This window comes from Ramlibacter humi, from assembly GCF_004681975.1.
Lineage (GTDB): Bacteria > Pseudomonadota > Gammaproteobacteria > Burkholderiales > Burkholderiaceae_C > Ramlibacter > Ramlibacter humi.
In genome coordinates, this window is sequence record NZ_SMLK01000002.1 from 642,734 (window position 1) to 658,122 (window position 15,389).

The 15,389-nt window shown below is 68.6% G+C and carries 14 protein-coding genes; 12 read left to right on the forward strand and 2 right to left on the reverse strand.

Annotated features, from left to right (window positions below; all coding sequences use genetic code 11):
* The first annotated feature begins 1 nt into the window (after nt 1).
* From EZ216_RS10480 to nagZ, 11 genes are all read left to right on the forward strand, one after another.
* Entirely contained in the window at nt 2-1,015 is a 1,014-nt protein-coding gene (locus EZ216_RS10480) for a MucB/RseB C-terminal domain-containing protein (RefSeq protein ID WP_135249678.1), read from the forward strand.
* A gap of 104 nt (nt 1,016-1,119) precedes the next feature.
* The gene (locus EZ216_RS10485; protein WP_135249679.1) at nt 1,120-2,613 is read left to right on the forward strand and encodes a DegQ family serine endoprotease; all 1,494 of its coding nucleotides are present in this window, start codon (nt 1,120-1,122) and stop codon (nt 2,611-2,613) included.
* A gap of 511 nt (nt 2,614-3,124) precedes the next feature.
* Entirely contained in the window at nt 3,125-4,933 is a 1,809-nt protein-coding gene (gene lepA / locus EZ216_RS10490) for a translation elongation factor 4 (protein WP_135249680.1), read from the forward strand.
* A complete protein-coding gene (lepB, locus tag EZ216_RS10495) occupies nt 4,933-5,901 on the forward strand; it encodes a signal peptidase I (protein ID WP_135249681.1) in 969 nt (322 codons plus the stop codon). Before lepA ends, lepB begins: the two co-directional genes overlap by 1 nt.
* 30 nt (nt 5,902-5,931) lie before the next feature.
* Nucleotides 5,932-6,285, forward strand: a complete 354-nt coding sequence (locus EZ216_RS10500; protein WP_135249682.1) for a DUF4845 domain-containing protein — start codon at nt 5,932-5,934, stop codon at nt 6,283-6,285.
* 7 nt (nt 6,286-6,292) lie between these two features.
* The gene (gene rnc, locus EZ216_RS10505; RefSeq protein WP_135249683.1) at nt 6,293-6,985 is read left to right on the forward strand and encodes a ribonuclease III; all 693 of its coding nucleotides are present in this window, start codon (nt 6,293-6,295) and stop codon (nt 6,983-6,985) included.
* Complete coding sequence (gene era / locus EZ216_RS10510) at nt 6,982-7,935, forward strand: GTPase Era (protein WP_135249684.1); 954 nt, start codon at nt 6,982-6,984, stop codon at nt 7,933-7,935. Before rnc ends, era begins: the two co-directional genes overlap by 4 nt.
* A 63-nt stretch (nt 7,936-7,998) precedes the next feature.
* Nucleotides 7,999-8,772: a DNA repair protein RecO gene (gene recO, locus EZ216_RS10515; protein WP_135249685.1), complete on the forward strand. Its 774-nt coding sequence runs from the start codon at nt 7,999-8,001 to the stop codon at nt 8,770-8,772.
* Entirely contained in the window at nt 8,769-9,521 is a 753-nt protein-coding gene (locus tag EZ216_RS10520; protein ID WP_135249686.1) for a pyridoxine 5'-phosphate synthase, read from the forward strand. The genes recO and EZ216_RS10520 overlap by 4 nt, the downstream gene beginning before the upstream one ends.
* A 13-nt stretch (nt 9,522-9,534) precedes the next feature.
* On the forward strand, nt 9,535-9,936 hold the full coding sequence (acpS, locus tag EZ216_RS10525) for a holo-ACP synthase (RefSeq protein ID WP_135249687.1): 402 nt from the start codon (nt 9,535-9,537) through the stop codon (nt 9,934-9,936).
* Nucleotides 9,933-10,994: a beta-N-acetylhexosaminidase gene (nagZ, locus tag EZ216_RS10530; RefSeq protein WP_135249688.1), complete on the forward strand. Its 1,062-nt coding sequence runs from the start codon at nt 9,933-9,935 to the stop codon at nt 10,992-10,994. Before acpS ends, nagZ begins: the two co-directional genes overlap by 4 nt.
* Here nagZ and EZ216_RS10535 read toward each other — a convergent pair.
* Both EZ216_RS10535 and lysS read right to left on the reverse strand, forming a co-directional pair.
* On the reverse strand, nt 10,991-12,259 hold the full coding sequence (locus EZ216_RS10535; RefSeq protein ID WP_135249689.1) for an Hsp70 family protein: 1,269 nt from the start codon (nt 12,257-12,259) through the stop codon (nt 10,991-10,993). The two genes, nagZ and EZ216_RS10535, sit on opposite strands and share 4 nt — an antisense overlap.
* 4 nt (nt 12,260-12,263) lie before the next feature.
* Nucleotides 12,264-13,844, reverse strand: coding sequence for a lysine--tRNA ligase (lysS, locus tag EZ216_RS10540; RefSeq protein ID WP_135249690.1), 1,581 nt, complete (start codon nt 13,842-13,844; stop codon nt 12,264-12,266).
* Nucleotides 13,845-13,931: 87 nt separating this feature from the next.
* Between lysS and EZ216_RS10545 the strand changes: the two genes are divergently transcribed.
* Nucleotides 13,932-15,386: a lipid II flippase MurJ gene (locus tag EZ216_RS10545; protein ID WP_135249691.1), complete on the forward strand. Its 1,455-nt coding sequence runs from the start codon at nt 13,932-13,934 to the stop codon at nt 15,384-15,386.
* Nucleotides 15,387-15,389: the final 3 nt, after the last annotated feature.

The following is a 15,389-nucleotide window of genomic DNA, read 5'->3' on the forward strand; positions in this document are numbered from 1 at the left end:
CATGGGGACCCGGGCCGGCCTCCTTCCCCTTCGCGCCGCCGTCGGCGGTTGCGCGCTGGCGCTGTGGGCGCTGGGCGCGGTCGCGCAGCAGGCGCCCGCGCCGGCCGGCGGGGACCGCGGGGTGAACGAGTGGCTGATGCGCATGCAGGAAGCCTCGCGCGTGCGCAGCTACATCGGCACGTTCGTGGTGACGGCCGGCGGCGGCGCGATGTCCAGCGCGCGCATCTGGCACTCGGGCGACGCCACGCAGCAGGTGGAACGGGTGGAAGTGCTCTCCGGCGCGCCCCGGTCCACGTTCCGCAAGAACGACGAAGTCATCACCTTCCTGCCCGAGCACCGGCTGGTGCGCGCCGAGAAGCGCGAATCCATCGGCCTCTTCCCCAGCCTGCTCAAGTCCAGCGACACCTCCATCCCCGAGTTCTACACGGCGCGCCGCATGGGCGCCGACCGCGTGGCGGGCTTCGACGCCGACGTCGTGCAGCTCGCGCCCAAGGACGGCCTGCGCTACGGCTACCGCGTGTGGAGCGAGAAGCGCTCGGGCCTCGTCATCAAGCTGCAGACGCTGGACGCCGAAGGCAACGTGCTGGAGCAGGCCGCGTTCTCCGAACTGCAGCTCGATGCGCCCGTGCGCGCCGAGAAGTTGTCGCAGATGATGCAGCCGCCGCCAGGCTGGCGCGTGGAGCGCGCGGACGCCATCAAGACCAATCCTGCCAGCGAAGGCTGGGCGTTGAAAGCGGCCGTCGCCGGCTTCAAGCCGATGAGCTGCTACAAGCGGCCCATGCCCCCCGGCGCGCCCGAAGGCAGCATGCATTGGGTCTTCTCCGACGGCCTGGCCGCGGTGTCGCTGTTCGTCGAGCCCTACGACCGGCAGCGCCACGCGCAGGAAGGCCTGTTCGCATCGGGCGCGACCCAGACGCTGACCCGGCGCATCGACGAATGGTGGCTCACGGTGGTGGGCGAGGTGCCTCCGCAGACGCTGCGCGCTTTCGCGCAAAGCCTCGAGCGGCGGCGCTGAGGCGCACACTTCGGCCGTGGCGCCGGCCAGCCGTTGAACCAAACGGCCGGCCGGGATTCCCAGTTTCCAGTTCAGCCAACGATCTCTCGAAAGCAGAGGCACACATGTTCCTTATCGATTGGAAGAAACCGCGCGCGTTCGCCCTGGCCGGCCTGCTGGCCGCGGCCGGCCCGATGGCCCTGATGCCGGCGAGCCCCGCGCTGGCGCAGTCGGCGCCGCAGCCGCGTACCGGCCTGCCCGACTTCACCGACCTGGTGGAGCAGGTCGGCCCGGCGGTGGTCAACATCCGCACCATGGAGCGCGTGCGCGCCAACCCGCAGGGGCAGGGTCCCATGGACGAGGAGATGCAGGAGTTCTTCCGGCGCTTCTTCGGCCAGCCCATGCCCAACGTGCCGCGCTCGCCTTCGCCGCGCGGCGGCCCGCAGCGCCCCGACGGCGGCGAGGAGCAGCCGCGCGGCGTGGGCTCCGGCTTCATCCTCAGCCAGGACGGCTTCGTGATGACCAACGCCCACGTGGTGGAAGGCGCCGACGAAGTGCTGGTCACGCTGCCCGACAAGCGCGAATTCAAGGCCAAGATCATCGGCTCGGACAAGCGCACCGACGTGGCGGTCGTGAAGATCGAGGCCAGCGGCCTGCCGTTCGTGAAGGTGGGCGACGTCAGCAAGCTCAAGGTGGGCGAGTGGGTGATGGCCATCGGCTCGCCGTTCGGGCTGGAAAACACCGTGACGGCCGGCATCGTCAGCGCCAAGGCGCGCGACACCGGCGACTACCTGCCGTTCATCCAGACCGACGTGGCGATCAACCCCGGCAACTCCGGCGGCCCGCTGGTCAACCTGCGCGGCGAGGTGATCGGCATCAACAGCCAGATCTACTCGCGCTCGGGCGGATTCATGGGCATCTCGTTCGCCATCCCGATGGACGAGGCGATGCGCGTGGCCGAGCAGCTGCGTGCCACCGGCCGCGTCTCGCGCGGGCGCATCGGCGTGCAGATCGACCAGGTGACCAAGGACGTGGCCGAGTCCATCGGCCTGGGCAAGCCGCAAGGCGCGCTGGTGCGCAGCGTCGAAGCGGGCTCGCCGGCCGACAAGGCGGGCGTCGAGGCCGGCGACATCATCACGAAGTTCAACGGCCAGCAGATCGACAAGGCGACCGACCTGCCGCGCCTGGTGGGCAACACCAAGCCGGGCAGCAAGGCCAACCTCACCGTGTTCCGCCGGGGCGGGTCCAAGGACCTGGGCGTGCAGGTGGCGGAGTTCGAGGCCGACAAGCCGGCCAAGCGCGCTGAAGCGCCCGCGGAGAAGCCGAAGAACGCATCGCCGGCCGCGCAGTCGCTCGGCCTGGCGGTGAGCGACCTCACCGACGCGCAGAAGAAGGAGCTGAAGGTCAAGGGCGGCGTGAAGGTCGACTCGGTGGCCGAACTGGCGGCGCGCGCGGGCATCCGCGAAGGCGACGTCATCCTGCAGATCGGCAACACCGAGGTCGCGAACGTCAAGGAGTTCGAGGCTGCCGTGACCAAGGCCGACAAGAACAAGCCGATCCCGGTGCTGCTGCGCCGCGGCGAGCTGGCCACCTACCTGCTGATCCGCCCGCAACGCTGACCGGCGGGGTGGTCCAGGAATGCCCCTGAATCCGTACCGCGGTTCAGGGGCATTTCCGCCTTTTTGGGGGTCCTGTGGCGGCGCCGCCAACTTTTTTTGAGACTGCTCCAGGCTGGTTTGGTGTTGGTGCTCGCTAACTTTCGAGGGCTCGTTGCCTAGCTTTGGATAGAATCACGCAGGTGACCCGCCGGTTTCCGGCATAAAGACGGGCCGCCAAACCACCATGCGGGATGCTCCCCAGCCATCCCCTGCTGATCCACAGATCGCCCACAAGTTGTCCGAAACTTTCCCCTCCAAAATTGTGGATAAGCTGTTGATGAATTCCATGTTGCGGTACGGCAACGAGGCTTCGCGGGCAGGGCGCCGTCTGTACTCGGGGGGCTTTTTGCCTACAATGAAGCTCCAACTATCGCAGTTGCCATAGATTGTTGGTTCAGGGCGCGTCGCCACTCGACGCGCCCTTTTTTCTTGGCTACGCCCAGATGAATCAATCACTTAAGCGCTCCTCTGGATGAATCACATCAGAAACTTCTCGATCATTGCCCACATCGATCACGGCAAGTCGACGCTCGCCGACCGCTTGATCCAGCGTTGCGGCGGACTCTCCGATCGGGAGATGGAAGAGCAGGTCCTCGATTCGATGGACCTCGAAAAGGAGCGTGGGATAACCATCAAGGCGCAGACCGCCGCGCTGCAATACACGGCGCGCGATGGACGCGTCTACAACCTCAATCTGATCGACACGCCGGGCCACGTCGACTTCTCGTATGAAGTGAGCCGCTCGCTGTCCGCATGCGAAGGCGCGCTGCTCGTGGTGGACGCCAGCCAGGGCGTCGAAGCGCAGACGGTGGCCAACTGCTACACCGCGCTGGACCTCGGCGTCGAGGTGCTGCCGGTGCTGAACAAGATGGACCTGCCGCAGGCGGATCCGGAAAACGCGAAGGCGGAAGTGGAAGACGTGATCGGCATCGATGCGTCCGACGCCATCCCGTGCTCGGCCAAGACCGGCATGGGCATCGACGACATCCTGGAAGCCGTCGTCGCCAAGGTGCCGGCGCCGCGCGGCAACGCCGACGCGCCGCTGCGCGCGATGATCATCGACAGCTGGTTCGACAGCTACGTTGGCGTCGTGATGCTGGTGCGCGTGGTCGACGGCCGGCTGCTGAAGAACGAGCGCATCAAGCTGATGGCCACCGATGCGGCGTACGAAGCCACGCAGCTGGGCGTGTTCACGCCGGCCAACGAGCCGCGTGCGTCCCTGGAAGCGGGCGAGGTGGGCTACGTCATCGCCGGCATCAAGGAACTGCACGCCGCCAAGGTGGGCGACACCGTCACGCTGGAAAAGAAGCTGCCCAACAACCTGGGCAGCGCCACCGAGCCGCTGCCGGGCTTCAAGGAGATCCAGCCGCAGGTGTTCGCGGGCCTGTACCCGACCGAGGCCAATCAGTACGACGCGCTGCGCGACGCGCTGGAAAAGCTGCAGCTGAACGACTCGTCGCTGCGGTACGAGCCCGAGGTCAGCCAGGCGCTGGGCTTCGGCTTCCGCTGCGGCTTCCTCGGCCTGCTGCACATGGAGATCGTGCAGGAACGCCTGGAGCGCGAGTTCGACCAGGACCTGATCACCACGGCGCCCAGCGTGGTGTACCAGGTGATGAGGGGCGACGGCGAAATCGTCACCGTCGACAACCCGTCCAAGATGCCCGACGTCGCCCGCATCCAGGAGATCCGCGAGCCCATCGTCACCGTGCACCTGTACATGCCGCAGGAATACGTGGGCCCGGTGATGACGCTGGCCAACCAGAAGCGCGGCGTGCAGATGAACATGGCCTACCACGGCCGCCAGGTGATGCTGACGTACGAGCTGCCGCTGGGCGAGATCGTGCTGGACTTCTTCGACAAGCTGAAGTCGGTGTCGCGCGGCTACGCGTCGATGGACTACGAGTTCAAGGAGTACCGCGCCTCCGACGTGGTGAAGGTCGACATCCTGCTCAACGGCGACAAGGTGGACGCGCTGTCCATCATCGTGCACCGCACGCAGGCGCAGTACCGCGGCCGCGCGGTGGTGGCCAAGATGCGCGAGATCATCAGCCGGCAGATGTTCGACGTCGCCATCCAGGCGGCCATCGGCGCCAACATCATCGCCCGCGAGACCGTCAAGGCGCTGCGCAAGAACGTGCTGGCAAAATGCTACGGCGGCGACATCACGCGCAAGCGCAAGCTCCTGGAAAAACAGAAGGCAGGCAAGAAGAGAATGAAGCAGATCGGCTCGGTTGAAGTCCCGCAGGAAGCTTTCCTCGCCATCCTGCAGGTCGAGGAATGATGCCGGCCCTCACTGCCGCCATCCTCGCGGCTTTCGCCGGCTACGCCGGCGCCTGGTACCTCGGCATCGTCGAGGGCAACTTCGCGCTGCTGCTGTTCCTGGCCACGGTGGTCACCGGCGTCTACTGGGTGGCCGAGCGCCTGTACTTCCTGCCGCGCCGCCGTGCCGCGGCCGACGGCATCGCCACCCAGGCCGAGGAGCGCCGCACCCAGCTGGCCGCTCAGGGCATCACGCAGGTGGACACCCCCGACGTCGGCGCCGCGCGCCAGAAGCTGCTGATGCAGCCCTGGTGGCTGGATTGGACCGCCGGCCTCTTCCCCGTGATCATCACGGTGTTCGTGCTGCGCTCGTTCCTGTTCGAGCCGTTCAAGATTCCGTCCGGTTCCATGATGCCCACGCTGCTGGTGGGCGACCTGATCCTGGTGAACAAGTTCACCTACGGCCTGCGCCTGCCGGTGCTGAACACCAAGATCACGGAAGGCACGCCGCCCGCGCGCGGCGACGTCATGGTGTTCCGCTACCCGCCCAAGCCGAGCCTGGACTACATCAAGCGCGTGGTCGGCGTGCCGGGCGACGAGGTCGCCTACCTGAACAAGCGCCTGACCATCAACGGCCAGCTGCTGTCGAAGGACCCGCTGCCCGACTTCCTGGACGAGGACACCATGGGGTACTCGCGCCAGTTCCGCGAAGTCCTGAACGGCCGCACGCACCGCATCCTGAACGACGACCGGCAGCCGGCCTTCATTCCCGGGGCCGACGACTTTCAATTCAAGGAGAATTGCCGCTACAGTGTGGAGGGGGTGGTGTGCAAGGTGCCGCCCGGACACTATTTCATGATGGGGGACAACCGGGATAATTCGCTCGATTCGCGCTACTGGGGCTTCGTCCCGGACCGCAACATCGTGGGCAAGGCCTTTTTCATCTGGATGAATTTTGGCAATCTCGGTCGGGTCGGCTCCTTCGAATAAAGAGTTATCAGAGAAGGTGCGAGGGTGAACATGATGCGCAGTTCCAGTGGCCGCCAGGCCGGCATTTCTTTCATTGGCCTGATCTTCGTCATCGCGGTGCTGGCGAGCGTTGGCGTGCTGGTGGCGCAGGCCATCCCGACGATGCTGGAATACCAGGCCATCGTGAAGGCGATGGAAAACTCCAAGAACGGAAACACGGCGGCGGAGATCCGCACGTCGTTCGAGAAGGCATCCGCGGTGGACGACATCAAGTCCGTCGGCCCGAAGGACCTGGAGATCACCAAGGTCAACGACAGGAACGTGGTGAAGGTCGCCTACAACAAGGAGATCCACATGTTCGGGCCGGCCTTCCTGCTGCTCAAGTACCAGTACCAGACCAAGTGACGTCCGCGTGACTGCCGATGCGTCCACCCTGGCCGCCCTGCAGTCGCGTCTGCAGCACCGTTTCGCGCAGCCGGCCCTGCTGGCCCGCGCGCTGACGCACCGCAGCTTCTCCTCCGAGCACAACGAGCGCCTGGAATTCCTGGGCGACTCCGTCCTCAGCCTCGCCGTCTCCGCCCTGCTGTACGACCGCCTGGGCGCGCAGGACGAAGGCGACCTCTCCCGCATCCGCGCCAACCTCGTCAAGCAGGACACGCTGTACCAGCTGGCGCTGGGGCTGGGCCTGCCCGACCTGCTGCGGCTGGGCGAAGGCGAGGCCAAGTCCGGCGGCCAGCGCCGCCCCTCCATCCTGGCCGATGCGCTGGAAGCGGTGGTCGGCGCGGTCCACCTCGATGCCGGCTATGCCGCGGCCGAGCAGCTGGTGCACCGGCTCTACCGTGACGTGGAGATCAACCCCGGCATGCGGGCGGCGGCCAAGGACCCGAAGACCGAACTGCAGGAATGGCTGCAGGGACGCAAAATGAAGCTGCCCGTCTACCGAGTGGCAGGCACCGTGGGCGCCGCCCACAAGCAGACCTTCGACGTGGAATGCGAGATCCCCGAGCTGGGCGTCAGCGAGCGCGGCATCGGTTCCTCGCGCCGCGCAGGCGAGCAGGCGGCGGCCGCGGCCATGCTGCTCACGCTCAAGTCACGCCAGAAATGAACCCCGAGGAAGAAGTGCAAGACCCCGCCGCCGGCGACGGGGCGCAACCCGAAGCCGCGCAGCACTGCGGCCTGATCGCCATCGTCGGCAAGCCCAACGTGGGCAAGTCCACGCTGCTCAACGCGCTGGTCGGCCAGAAGATCAGCATCACCTCGCGCAAGGCGCAGACCACGCGCCACCGCATCACCGGCATCCGCACGGAAGGGCCCAACCAGTTCGTGTTCGCCGACACGCCGGGCTTCCAGACCCGGCATGGCACGGCGCTGAACCGCTCGCTGAACAAGGCGGTCACCGGCGCCATCAGCGACGTCGACGTGGTTCTCTTCGTGGTGGAAGCGGGTCGCTTCCAGCCTGCCGATGCGCAAGTGCTCAAGTTGCTCAAGCCCGGCATCCCGGTGCTGCTGGTCGCCAACAAGCTCGACACCGTGCACCGCCGCGCCGACATCGCGCCCTGGCTGCAGGAAATGCAGCAGCGCCACCCGTTCGCCGAGATCGTGCCGGTGTCGGCCAAGCAGCCCAAGGACGTGAAGCGGCTGATGGACGTCTGCGCGCGCTATCTGCCGCGGCAGCCGTGGTGGTACGGCGAGGACGAGCTCACCGACCGCAGCGAGAAATTCCTTGCCGGCGAAGTCGTGCGCGAGAAGCTGTTCCGCCTGACCGGCGAAGAACTGCCCTACACGTCCACCGTCGTGATCGACAAGTTCGAGGAAGAGCCCAGCCCGAAGCACGACCGCTTCGTGCGCATCGCGGCCACCATCGTCGTCGAGCGCGACGGCCACAAGGCCATCGTCATCGGCGACAAGGGCGAAAGGCTCAAGCGCATCGGCACCGAGGCCCGCCAGGAACTGGAAAAGCTGATGGGCGCGAAGGTGTTCATCGAGCTCTGGGTGAAGGTGCGCGGTGGCTGGGCCGACGACGAGGCCCGGGTCAAGAGCTTTGGCTACGAGTGAATCAGTGTCCCCACGCTCCCCCACTTCGTGTAGCTCGCTGCCCCCCGAGGGGGCCAAGCCTCCTTGGGGCGGCCCGGCGGAGGCTTAGCGGTGGCCCGTAGGACCTCTGACGAGCCGTCCTTCGTCCTGCACCGCTACGACTGGAGCGAATCCAGCCTCATCCTGGAAGTGTTCAGCCGCCACCACGGGCGCGTGGCGCTGGTGGCCAAGGGGGCCAAGCGCCCCAGTTCCAATTTCCGCCCGGTGCTGCTGCCCCTGCAGCCGCTGCGACTGGCTTTCGGCGGCGACGCCGAGATCCGCACGCTGAAGTCGGCCGAGTGGGTCGGCGGCCAGGTCATGCCCACCGGCGACGCGCTGCTGGCCGGCTACCACCTGAACGAGCTGCTGCTGCGCCTGCTGCCGCGCGACGACCCGCACCCGCGGCTGTTCGACGCGTATGCCACCGCGGTGCAGGTGCTGGCGTCGGAACACGGCGAGGCGCTGGAGCCGGCGCTGCGCGCCTTCGAGCTGCTCCTGCTGCGCGAAGCGGGGCACCTGCCGTCGCTGGACGTGCAGACGCTGGCCATGGCGCCCTTGCAAGCGCAGGAGCGCTACTCGCTCGTGCCGGAAGCCGGACTGGTCGCCGCCGCCCCCGACGCCGAACGCGCCAGCCTGGAAGGCGCGCAGTGGCTGGCGCTGCAGGCCGCGCTGGACGACTCCGCGCCGTTCACAGCCACGCTGCGCGCCGCCGCCGGGCTGCAGGAGCTGAAGCCGCAGCTGCGCCACCTGCTGCACTACCATTGCGGCGTCTCCACCCTGCGCACGCGCCAGCTGATGCTGGACCTGCAAGCCCTATGAACCCGACGAAGACGGCGCTGTCCGTCAACCTCAACAAGGTCGCGCTGGTGCGCAACACGCGCCACCTGGGCATCCCCAGCGTCGTGCGCGCCGCTCAGCTGTGCCTGGAGGCCGGCGCGCAAGGCGTGACCGTGCACCCGCGCCCCGACGCGCGCCACATCCGCGGCGACGACGTGCCCGCGCTGAGCGAACTCGTCGCCCACCACGGCGGCGCCGAGTACAACATCGAAGGCAACCCCTTCCACAACCTCATGGACTTCGTGCGGCGCCTTCGGCCGCACCAGTGCACTTTCGTGCCGGACAGCGAAGACCAGTTCACCAGCGACCACGGCTGGGACTTCCCGAAGGATGCCGGTCGCCTGCGTCCCGTGATCGAGGAGGCGCGCTCGCTGGGCGTGCGCGTCAGCCTCTTCATGGACCCGCGGCCGGAGCTGATGGCCGCCGTCCGCGCGGTGGGCGCCGACCGCATCGAGCTGTACACCGAGAGCTACGCGCGCGCGTGGGGCACGGTGCGGCAGGCCGAAGTGCTGGCGCAATTCGCCGAGGCCGCGCGCGCCGCGCGCGCGGCCGGCCTGGGCATCAACGCCGGCCACGATCTCAACCGCGACAACCTCACCGACTTCCTGCGCGCCGTGCCTGGCGTGCAGGAAGTGTCCATCGGCCACGCTTTCATCGCCGACGCGCTGGAGCTCGGCTACACGGGTGCCGTGCGCGAGTACCTCGCGTGCATAGCCCGCGCATTCCCCTGAAAGCGGAGCGCGCTTGATCTTCGGCATCGGCACCGACGTGTGCGACGTGCGCCGCATCCGCGAATCGCTGGAAAAGCACGGCGACCGCTTCGCGCGCCGCATCCTGGCCGAAGGCGAATTCGCCACCTGGCAGGCGCGCAGCCAGCGCTGGCCCGAACGCGGCGTGCGTTACCTGGCCACGCGCTTCTCGGCCAAGGAAGCCTTCAGCAAGGCGGTGGGCATGGGCATGCGCATGCCCATGACCTGGCGCAATTGCGAAGTGGGCAAGCTGCCCAGCGGCCAGCCCGTGATCGTGCTGCACGGCGAACTCAAGGCCTGGTTCGAAGCCAGGCGCCTGAAGGCGCACGTCAGCGTCACCGACGAAACCGACTACGCGGCCAGCTTCGTGGTCGTCGAACACCTGGATCCAACATGAGCGAACACGCCCCCATCGTCCTGGACATCGCAGGCACCGAACTCACCGGCACCGACCGCCGCCGCCTGGAACATCCGCTGACCGGTGGCCTGATCCTGTTCGGGCGCAACTGGCAGAACCGCGCCCAGCTCTCGCAGCTGTGCGCCGACATCAAGTCGGTGCGGCCCGACGTGCTGATCTGCGTGGACCACGAAGGCGGCCGCGTGCAGCGTTTCCGCACCGACGGTTTCACCCACCTGCCACCCATGCGCGCGCTGGGTGAGATGTGGATGCGCGACGCGCTGGCCGCCACCAACGCCGCCACCGCCGCGGGGTACGTGCTCGGCGCCGAGCTGCGCGCCTGCGGGGTGGACTTCAGCTTCACGCCGGTGCTGGACCTCGACTGGGGCGAGAGCGGCGTGATCGGCGACCGCGCTTTCCACCGTGACGCGCGCGTCGTTGCGATGCTGGCCAAGAGCCTGATGCACGGCCTGCTGCAGGCCGGCGTGGCCAACTGCGGCAAGCATTTCCCCGGCCACGGCTTCGTCAAGGCCGACTCGCACACCGACATCCCGGTCGACAACCGCAGCCTCAAGGCCATCCTGGCCGACGACGCCGCCCCCTACGGTTGGCTGAGCACCACGCTCACCAGCCTGATGCCCGCGCACGTGGTCTATCCCAAGGTCGACCCGCGCCCCGCCGGCTTCTCCAGCCGGTGGCTGCAAGCCATCCTGCGCGGCCGCCTGGGCTTCGCCGGCGCCATCTTCAGCGACGACCTCAGCATGGAAGGCGCGCGGCAGATCGAGGGCCGCACGGTCAGCTACACCGAAGCCGCGGTGGTGGCGCTGCAGGCCGGCTGCGACATGGTGCTGCTGTGCAACCAGTCGGTCGGCGAAGGCCGCGCGGTGGACGAATTGCTCGAGGGCCTGGCCGCTGCGATGAAAAAGGGCCAGTGGCGGCCCGACGCCGCCGCCGAACAGCGCCGCCTGGCGCTGCTGCCCGTCGCGCCCGCGCTGGGCTGGGACGAGCTGATGACCAGCCCGCACTACATGCAGTCGCTGCGGCTGCTGCCGGTCTAACGCGCCAGCGCGCCGGCGTAGGCGAGGCCCGAGGCGACGCCGCCGAACAGGTCGCCTTCCACGATGCGTGTCTGTGGGAAGCTTTCGCGCAGCGCGGCCTGGAAAGGCCGCAACGCCGAGGAGCCGCCGGTCAGGTAGACGGCATCGACGGCGGATTCGGCCACACCACCCAGCTTCACGCACTCGTGCGCGCTGCCCAGCACCTGCTGCAGCAAGGCATCGAGGTGCTGTGCCATTCCGGCAGGCGTGAGTTGCGCCGCCAGCCCCTGCTCGATTTCATCCAGCGCGATCGCCGTGGGCGCGTCGTCGACCGACGCGCGGATCTTGGCGGTTTCCGCCTCGGCGGCGATGCGGTGCCCCAGCCGCTCCGCGAGGACGGTCATCAGGCGCGTGTGCAGGTGCGGGTCGCTGTAGTTCGTGCGCAGGTCCTGCGCCTGCCGCATCGCCTTGGCCGAATACAGCCAGTTGATCAGGTGCCACGTCGACAGGTCGAAGAACACCGGGCTGGGCACCTCACGCCCCTGCGGCCCGAGATGGCGGAAGCCGAGCAGCGGCATCACTTCTTCCAGGCTCAGGCGCCGGTCGTAGTCCGTACCGCCAATGTGCACGCCGGTCGTGGCCAGGATGTCGCCGCGGCGGTCCGCGTGCTTCACGCGCTGCGGCCCCAGCCGCACCAGCGTGAAGTCCGACGTGCCGCCGCCGATGTCCACGATCAGCACCAGCTGCTCGCGGTCGATGCGGCGCTCGTAGTCGAAGGCAGCGGCGATGGGTTCCAGCTCGAAGCCGACTTCGGCGAAGCCTGCCGCCAGCGCGGCCTCCGTCAGACTGGCCTGTGCCTGCCGGTCGCGCTCGGGCGCGTCGTCGACGAAATGCACCGGCCTGCCAATGGTCACGCGCGGCGGCAGCCCGCCCAGCTCCTGCGCGGCCCGCGCACCCAGCTCCCTCAGGAAGCGCGAGATCACGTCCTGGAAGCTGATCACGCCTTCGGGCACGGCGGTCCTCTCCTGCAGCAGGCTGCTGCCCAGCAGGCTCTTGAGCGAGCGCATCAGCCGCCCGTCCACGCCCTGCAGGTACAGCCGCACCGCCTCGCGGCCGAAGTGGATGCTGCGGCTTTCGGCGTTGAAGAACACCGCGGTGGGCAGGTGCGTGGCTTCGCCTTCCAGCCGCACGAGGCGCGCGGCGCCATTGGCGTCCAGCGCGGCAACGGCGGAGTTCGAGGTGCCGAAATCGATGCCGATGCCGCGCCCTGCGGCAGCGGACTTCATCGCGTCACTCCCGGCGCAGGGCGGGGAAGAGGATCACGTCGCGGATGCTGGGGCTGTCGGTCAGCAGCATCATCAGCCGGTCGATGCCGATGCCGCAGCCGCCGGTGGGCGGCATGCCGTATTCCAGCGCGCGCACGAAGTCGTGGTCGAAGTACATCGCCTCGTCGTCGCCGGCGTCCTTGCTGGCCACCTGGGCGTTGAAGCGAGCGGCCTGGTCCTCGGCGTCGTTCAGCTCGGAGAAGCCGTTGCCGAACTCGCGGCCGGTGATGTACAGCTCGAAGCGTTCCGTCACCTCGGGCCTTTCGTCGTTGGCGCGCGCCAGCGGCGAGATCTCGGTCGGGTGCTCCATGATGAAGGTGGGCTCCCAGAGCTTTTCCTCCACCATCTCCTCGAAGTACATGACTTGCAAGCCCGCCAAGCTGCGCTTCTCCAAGTCGGCCCTGGATTTCGCGATCTGCTTGTTGGTTTCGGCATTGGCGTGGACAAGTCGCGCGCCTACCGCGATGGCGATAAGCTGTTCAATGAGCCAGTCGCGGTTGCCGACGTTGTCGCCCGCCTCGGTGTGCTTCACGATGGCTTCGGGAATGGTCAGCCGCGCGAACGGCTGGGCCAGGTCCACCGGCTTGCCGCCGTACGACAGCTGCAGCGTGCCCACGGCCTTTTGCGCGGCGTCGCGCACCAGCGCCTCGGTGAAGTCCATCAGGTCGCGGTAGTTCCAGTACGCCGCGTAGAACTCCATCATCGTGAACTCGGGGTTGTGCCGGACCGAGATGCCTTCGTTGCGGAAGTTGCGGTTGATCTCGAACACGCGCTCGAAGCCGCCGACCACCAGGCGCTTGAGGTACAGCTCCGGCGCGATGCGCAGGAACATCTCCTGGTCCAGCGCGTTGTGGTGCGTGACGAAGGGCTTGGCATTGGCGCCGCCGGGGATGGGGTGGAGCATGGGCGTCTCCACCTCCAGGAAGCCGTGGTCCACCATGAACTGGCGGATGCCGCTGACGGCCTTGCTGCGCGCGACGAAACGCTTGCGCGCTTCCTCGTCGGTCATCAGGTCGACGTAGCGCTGGCGGTACTTCACCTCCTGGTCGGCCACGCCGTGGAACTTGTCCGGCATGGGCCGCAGGCTCTTGGTCAGCAGGCGGATGCCGGTGGCGTGCAGCGACAGCTCGCCGGTACGCGTCTTGAACAGCTTGCCTTCGACGCCGACGATGTCGCCCAGGTCCCAGTGCTTGAACGCGGCGTAGGTCTCTTCGCCAACCGCGTCGCGGGTGACGTAGGCCTGGATGCGGCCGGTCTGGTCCTGCAGGGTGGCGAAGCTGGCCTTGCCCATCACCCGCTTGAGCATCATGCGGCCGGCCACCTTGGCGACGGTGCCTTCGGCTTCCAGCGCCTCGGCGGCTTTCTCCCCGTGCGCCGAGTGCAGCGCCGCCGCATGGTCGGCGGGCTTGAAGTCGTTCGGGAAGGCGATGGGGCCGCCGTTCTTCTGCGCTTCGCGCAGCGCCTTGAGCTTCTCGCGGCGCTCGGCGATCAGCTGGTTCTCGTCGGCGGCGGGGGCCGGCTGGGCGGGCGTGTTCGGCTGGGACATGAAGGAGGGCGGGTCAGGCGCGGGGCAAACCGCCGATTCTAGTTTTTCGGCGGGGCGGCTCCCGTCGTGCTACGGATAATCCGGGGCATGTTCCTCCGCGCCGGTGCCCTGTCCCTGGCCCTGCTGCTGGCCAGCCGGCTGTTGGGCGTCGTGCGCGAATCGACGCTGGCCGCCGCTTTCGGCAACAGCGGGCTGGCCGACCTGGCCGTGCTGGCCATCGCGCTGCCCGATTGGGTGGCCTCGGTGCTGGCCAGCGGGGCGCTGGCTTATGTGCTGTTGCCGGCCTGGGCGGCGGCCACTCCCCAGGCGATTGCAGGGCTGCAGCGCCGGGTGGCGGCCTGGCTGGTCGGCGGCGGGTTGTTGCTGGCCGTGGCGCTGGTGGTCGCGCGCGAGCCGGCCACGCGCTGGCTGGTGGCCGGCGTGCCCGAGACCCTGCGGCCGGTGGCTTCGCACGCGATGGTGTGGAGCGCGCTGGCCGTGCCCGCCGCGCTGCTCGCTTCGCTGTGGGCCACCCGGCTGCAGCACGAGCGCGACTTCGCCGGGCTCTACGGTGCCAACCTGGTCGTCAACGCGGTCCTGATCTGCGGCCTGGCCTGGGCCGGCAGCCACACCGGGGCTTCCGGCGCGGTGACTGCGCTCGGCATCGCGCTGCTGGCCGCCATGCTGCTGCGCCTGGTCTGGCTGTTCTGGCGGCACCCGGCGGGCGAGAGAGGCGCGGCCGAAACCTCCGCGACGCCGCCGTTTCCCGTCTGGCTGTGGGCTTTGCTGGGGGCCGGCCTGCCGCTGGCGCTGCCGTTCGCCGCCCGCTCGGCTGCCTCGCTGGCGGGCGAGGGCGCGCTGGCCACCTTCAACTACGCCTGGAAGCTGGTGGAGCTGCCGCTGGTGCTGGCGATCCAGCTGGTCGCTTCGCTGGCTTTCCCGGCGATCGCGCGTGCGTTCGCGGAGTCGCCGCCGCGGCCCGAAGCGGCGATGCGGCAGGCGTTCGCGCTGGCGTGGTGCCTGGCTTGCGCCGCCATCGCCGGCCTGGTGTTCGGCAGCGACGCCGTCGCCCGCCTGCTGTTCGGATGGGGCCGCATGCCCGCGGAAGCGGTGACGCGGGTGGCGCATTGGGGCCTGGCGGGCAGTTGGGGCCTGCTGCCGCAGGCGGTGACGGCAGTGGCGCTCACCGCGCTGGCAGCGCAACGCCGGATGCGATCCGCCGCCGCGGCGTATGCCGTGGCGCTGCTGCTGGTGCTGGCGGCCGCTTCGGTGGGCGTCACCGACGGCCTGTGGCTGATGCAGGTGCTCAACGCGGGGTACACCCTGGTGGCCGCCGTGTGCCTCTGGTCGCTGGGCCGCGCGGTGGCGGGCTGGCTGCCGTGGGCCGCCATGGCGTGGCCGCTGGCGGGGTTGGTGCTGGTGGGCGCGGCGTCGTGGTCCTGGCCCGCGCTGCGGCCCGAGTCGCCCGTCTTCGGCCTGCTCGCGGCCGCCGCGGCCGGCTCGGCCGTGCTGTTGCTTTCCCTCTGGCGCAGCCCCGAGCTGCGGCACGCCCTGCGGCGATAATTT

What these genes read in the sequence shown, in the direction of transcription:
- EZ216_RS10480 (WP_135249678.1), top strand. Translation starts at nt 2, where the DNA reads ATGGGGACCCGGGCCGGCCTCCTTCCCCTTCGCGCCGCCGTCGGCGGT.
- EZ216_RS10485 (WP_135249679.1), top strand. Translation starts at nt 1,120, where the DNA reads ATGTTCCTTATCGATTGGAAGAAACCGCGCGCGTTCGCCCTGGCCGGC.
- lepA (WP_135249680.1), top strand. Translation starts at nt 3,125, where the DNA reads ATGAATCACATCAGAAACTTCTCGATCATTGCCCACATCGATCACGGC.
- lepB (WP_135249681.1), top strand. Translation starts at nt 4,933, where the DNA reads ATGCCGGCCCTCACTGCCGCCATCCTCGCGGCTTTCGCCGGCTACGCC.
- EZ216_RS10500 (WP_135249682.1), top strand. Translation starts at nt 5,932, where the DNA reads ATGATGCGCAGTTCCAGTGGCCGCCAGGCCGGCATTTCTTTCATTGGC.
- era (WP_135249684.1), top strand. Translation starts at nt 6,982, where the DNA reads ATGAACCCCGAGGAAGAAGTGCAAGACCCCGCCGCCGGCGACGGGGCG.
- EZ216_RS10520 (WP_135249686.1), top strand. Translation starts at nt 8,769, where the DNA reads ATGAACCCGACGAAGACGGCGCTGTCCGTCAACCTCAACAAGGTCGCG.
- nagZ (WP_135249688.1), top strand. Translation starts at nt 9,933, where the DNA reads ATGAGCGAACACGCCCCCATCGTCCTGGACATCGCAGGCACCGAACTC.
- EZ216_RS10535 (WP_135249689.1), bottom strand. Translation starts at nt 12,259, where the DNA reads ATGAAGTCCGCTGCCGCAGGGCGCGGCATCGGCATCGATTTCGGCACC.
- lysS (WP_135249690.1), bottom strand. Translation starts at nt 13,844, where the DNA reads ATGTCCCAGCCGAACACGCCCGCCCAGCCGGCCCCCGCCGCCGACGAG.
- EZ216_RS10545 (WP_135249691.1), top strand. Translation starts at nt 13,932, where the DNA reads ATGTTCCTCCGCGCCGGTGCCCTGTCCCTGGCCCTGCTGCTGGCCAGC.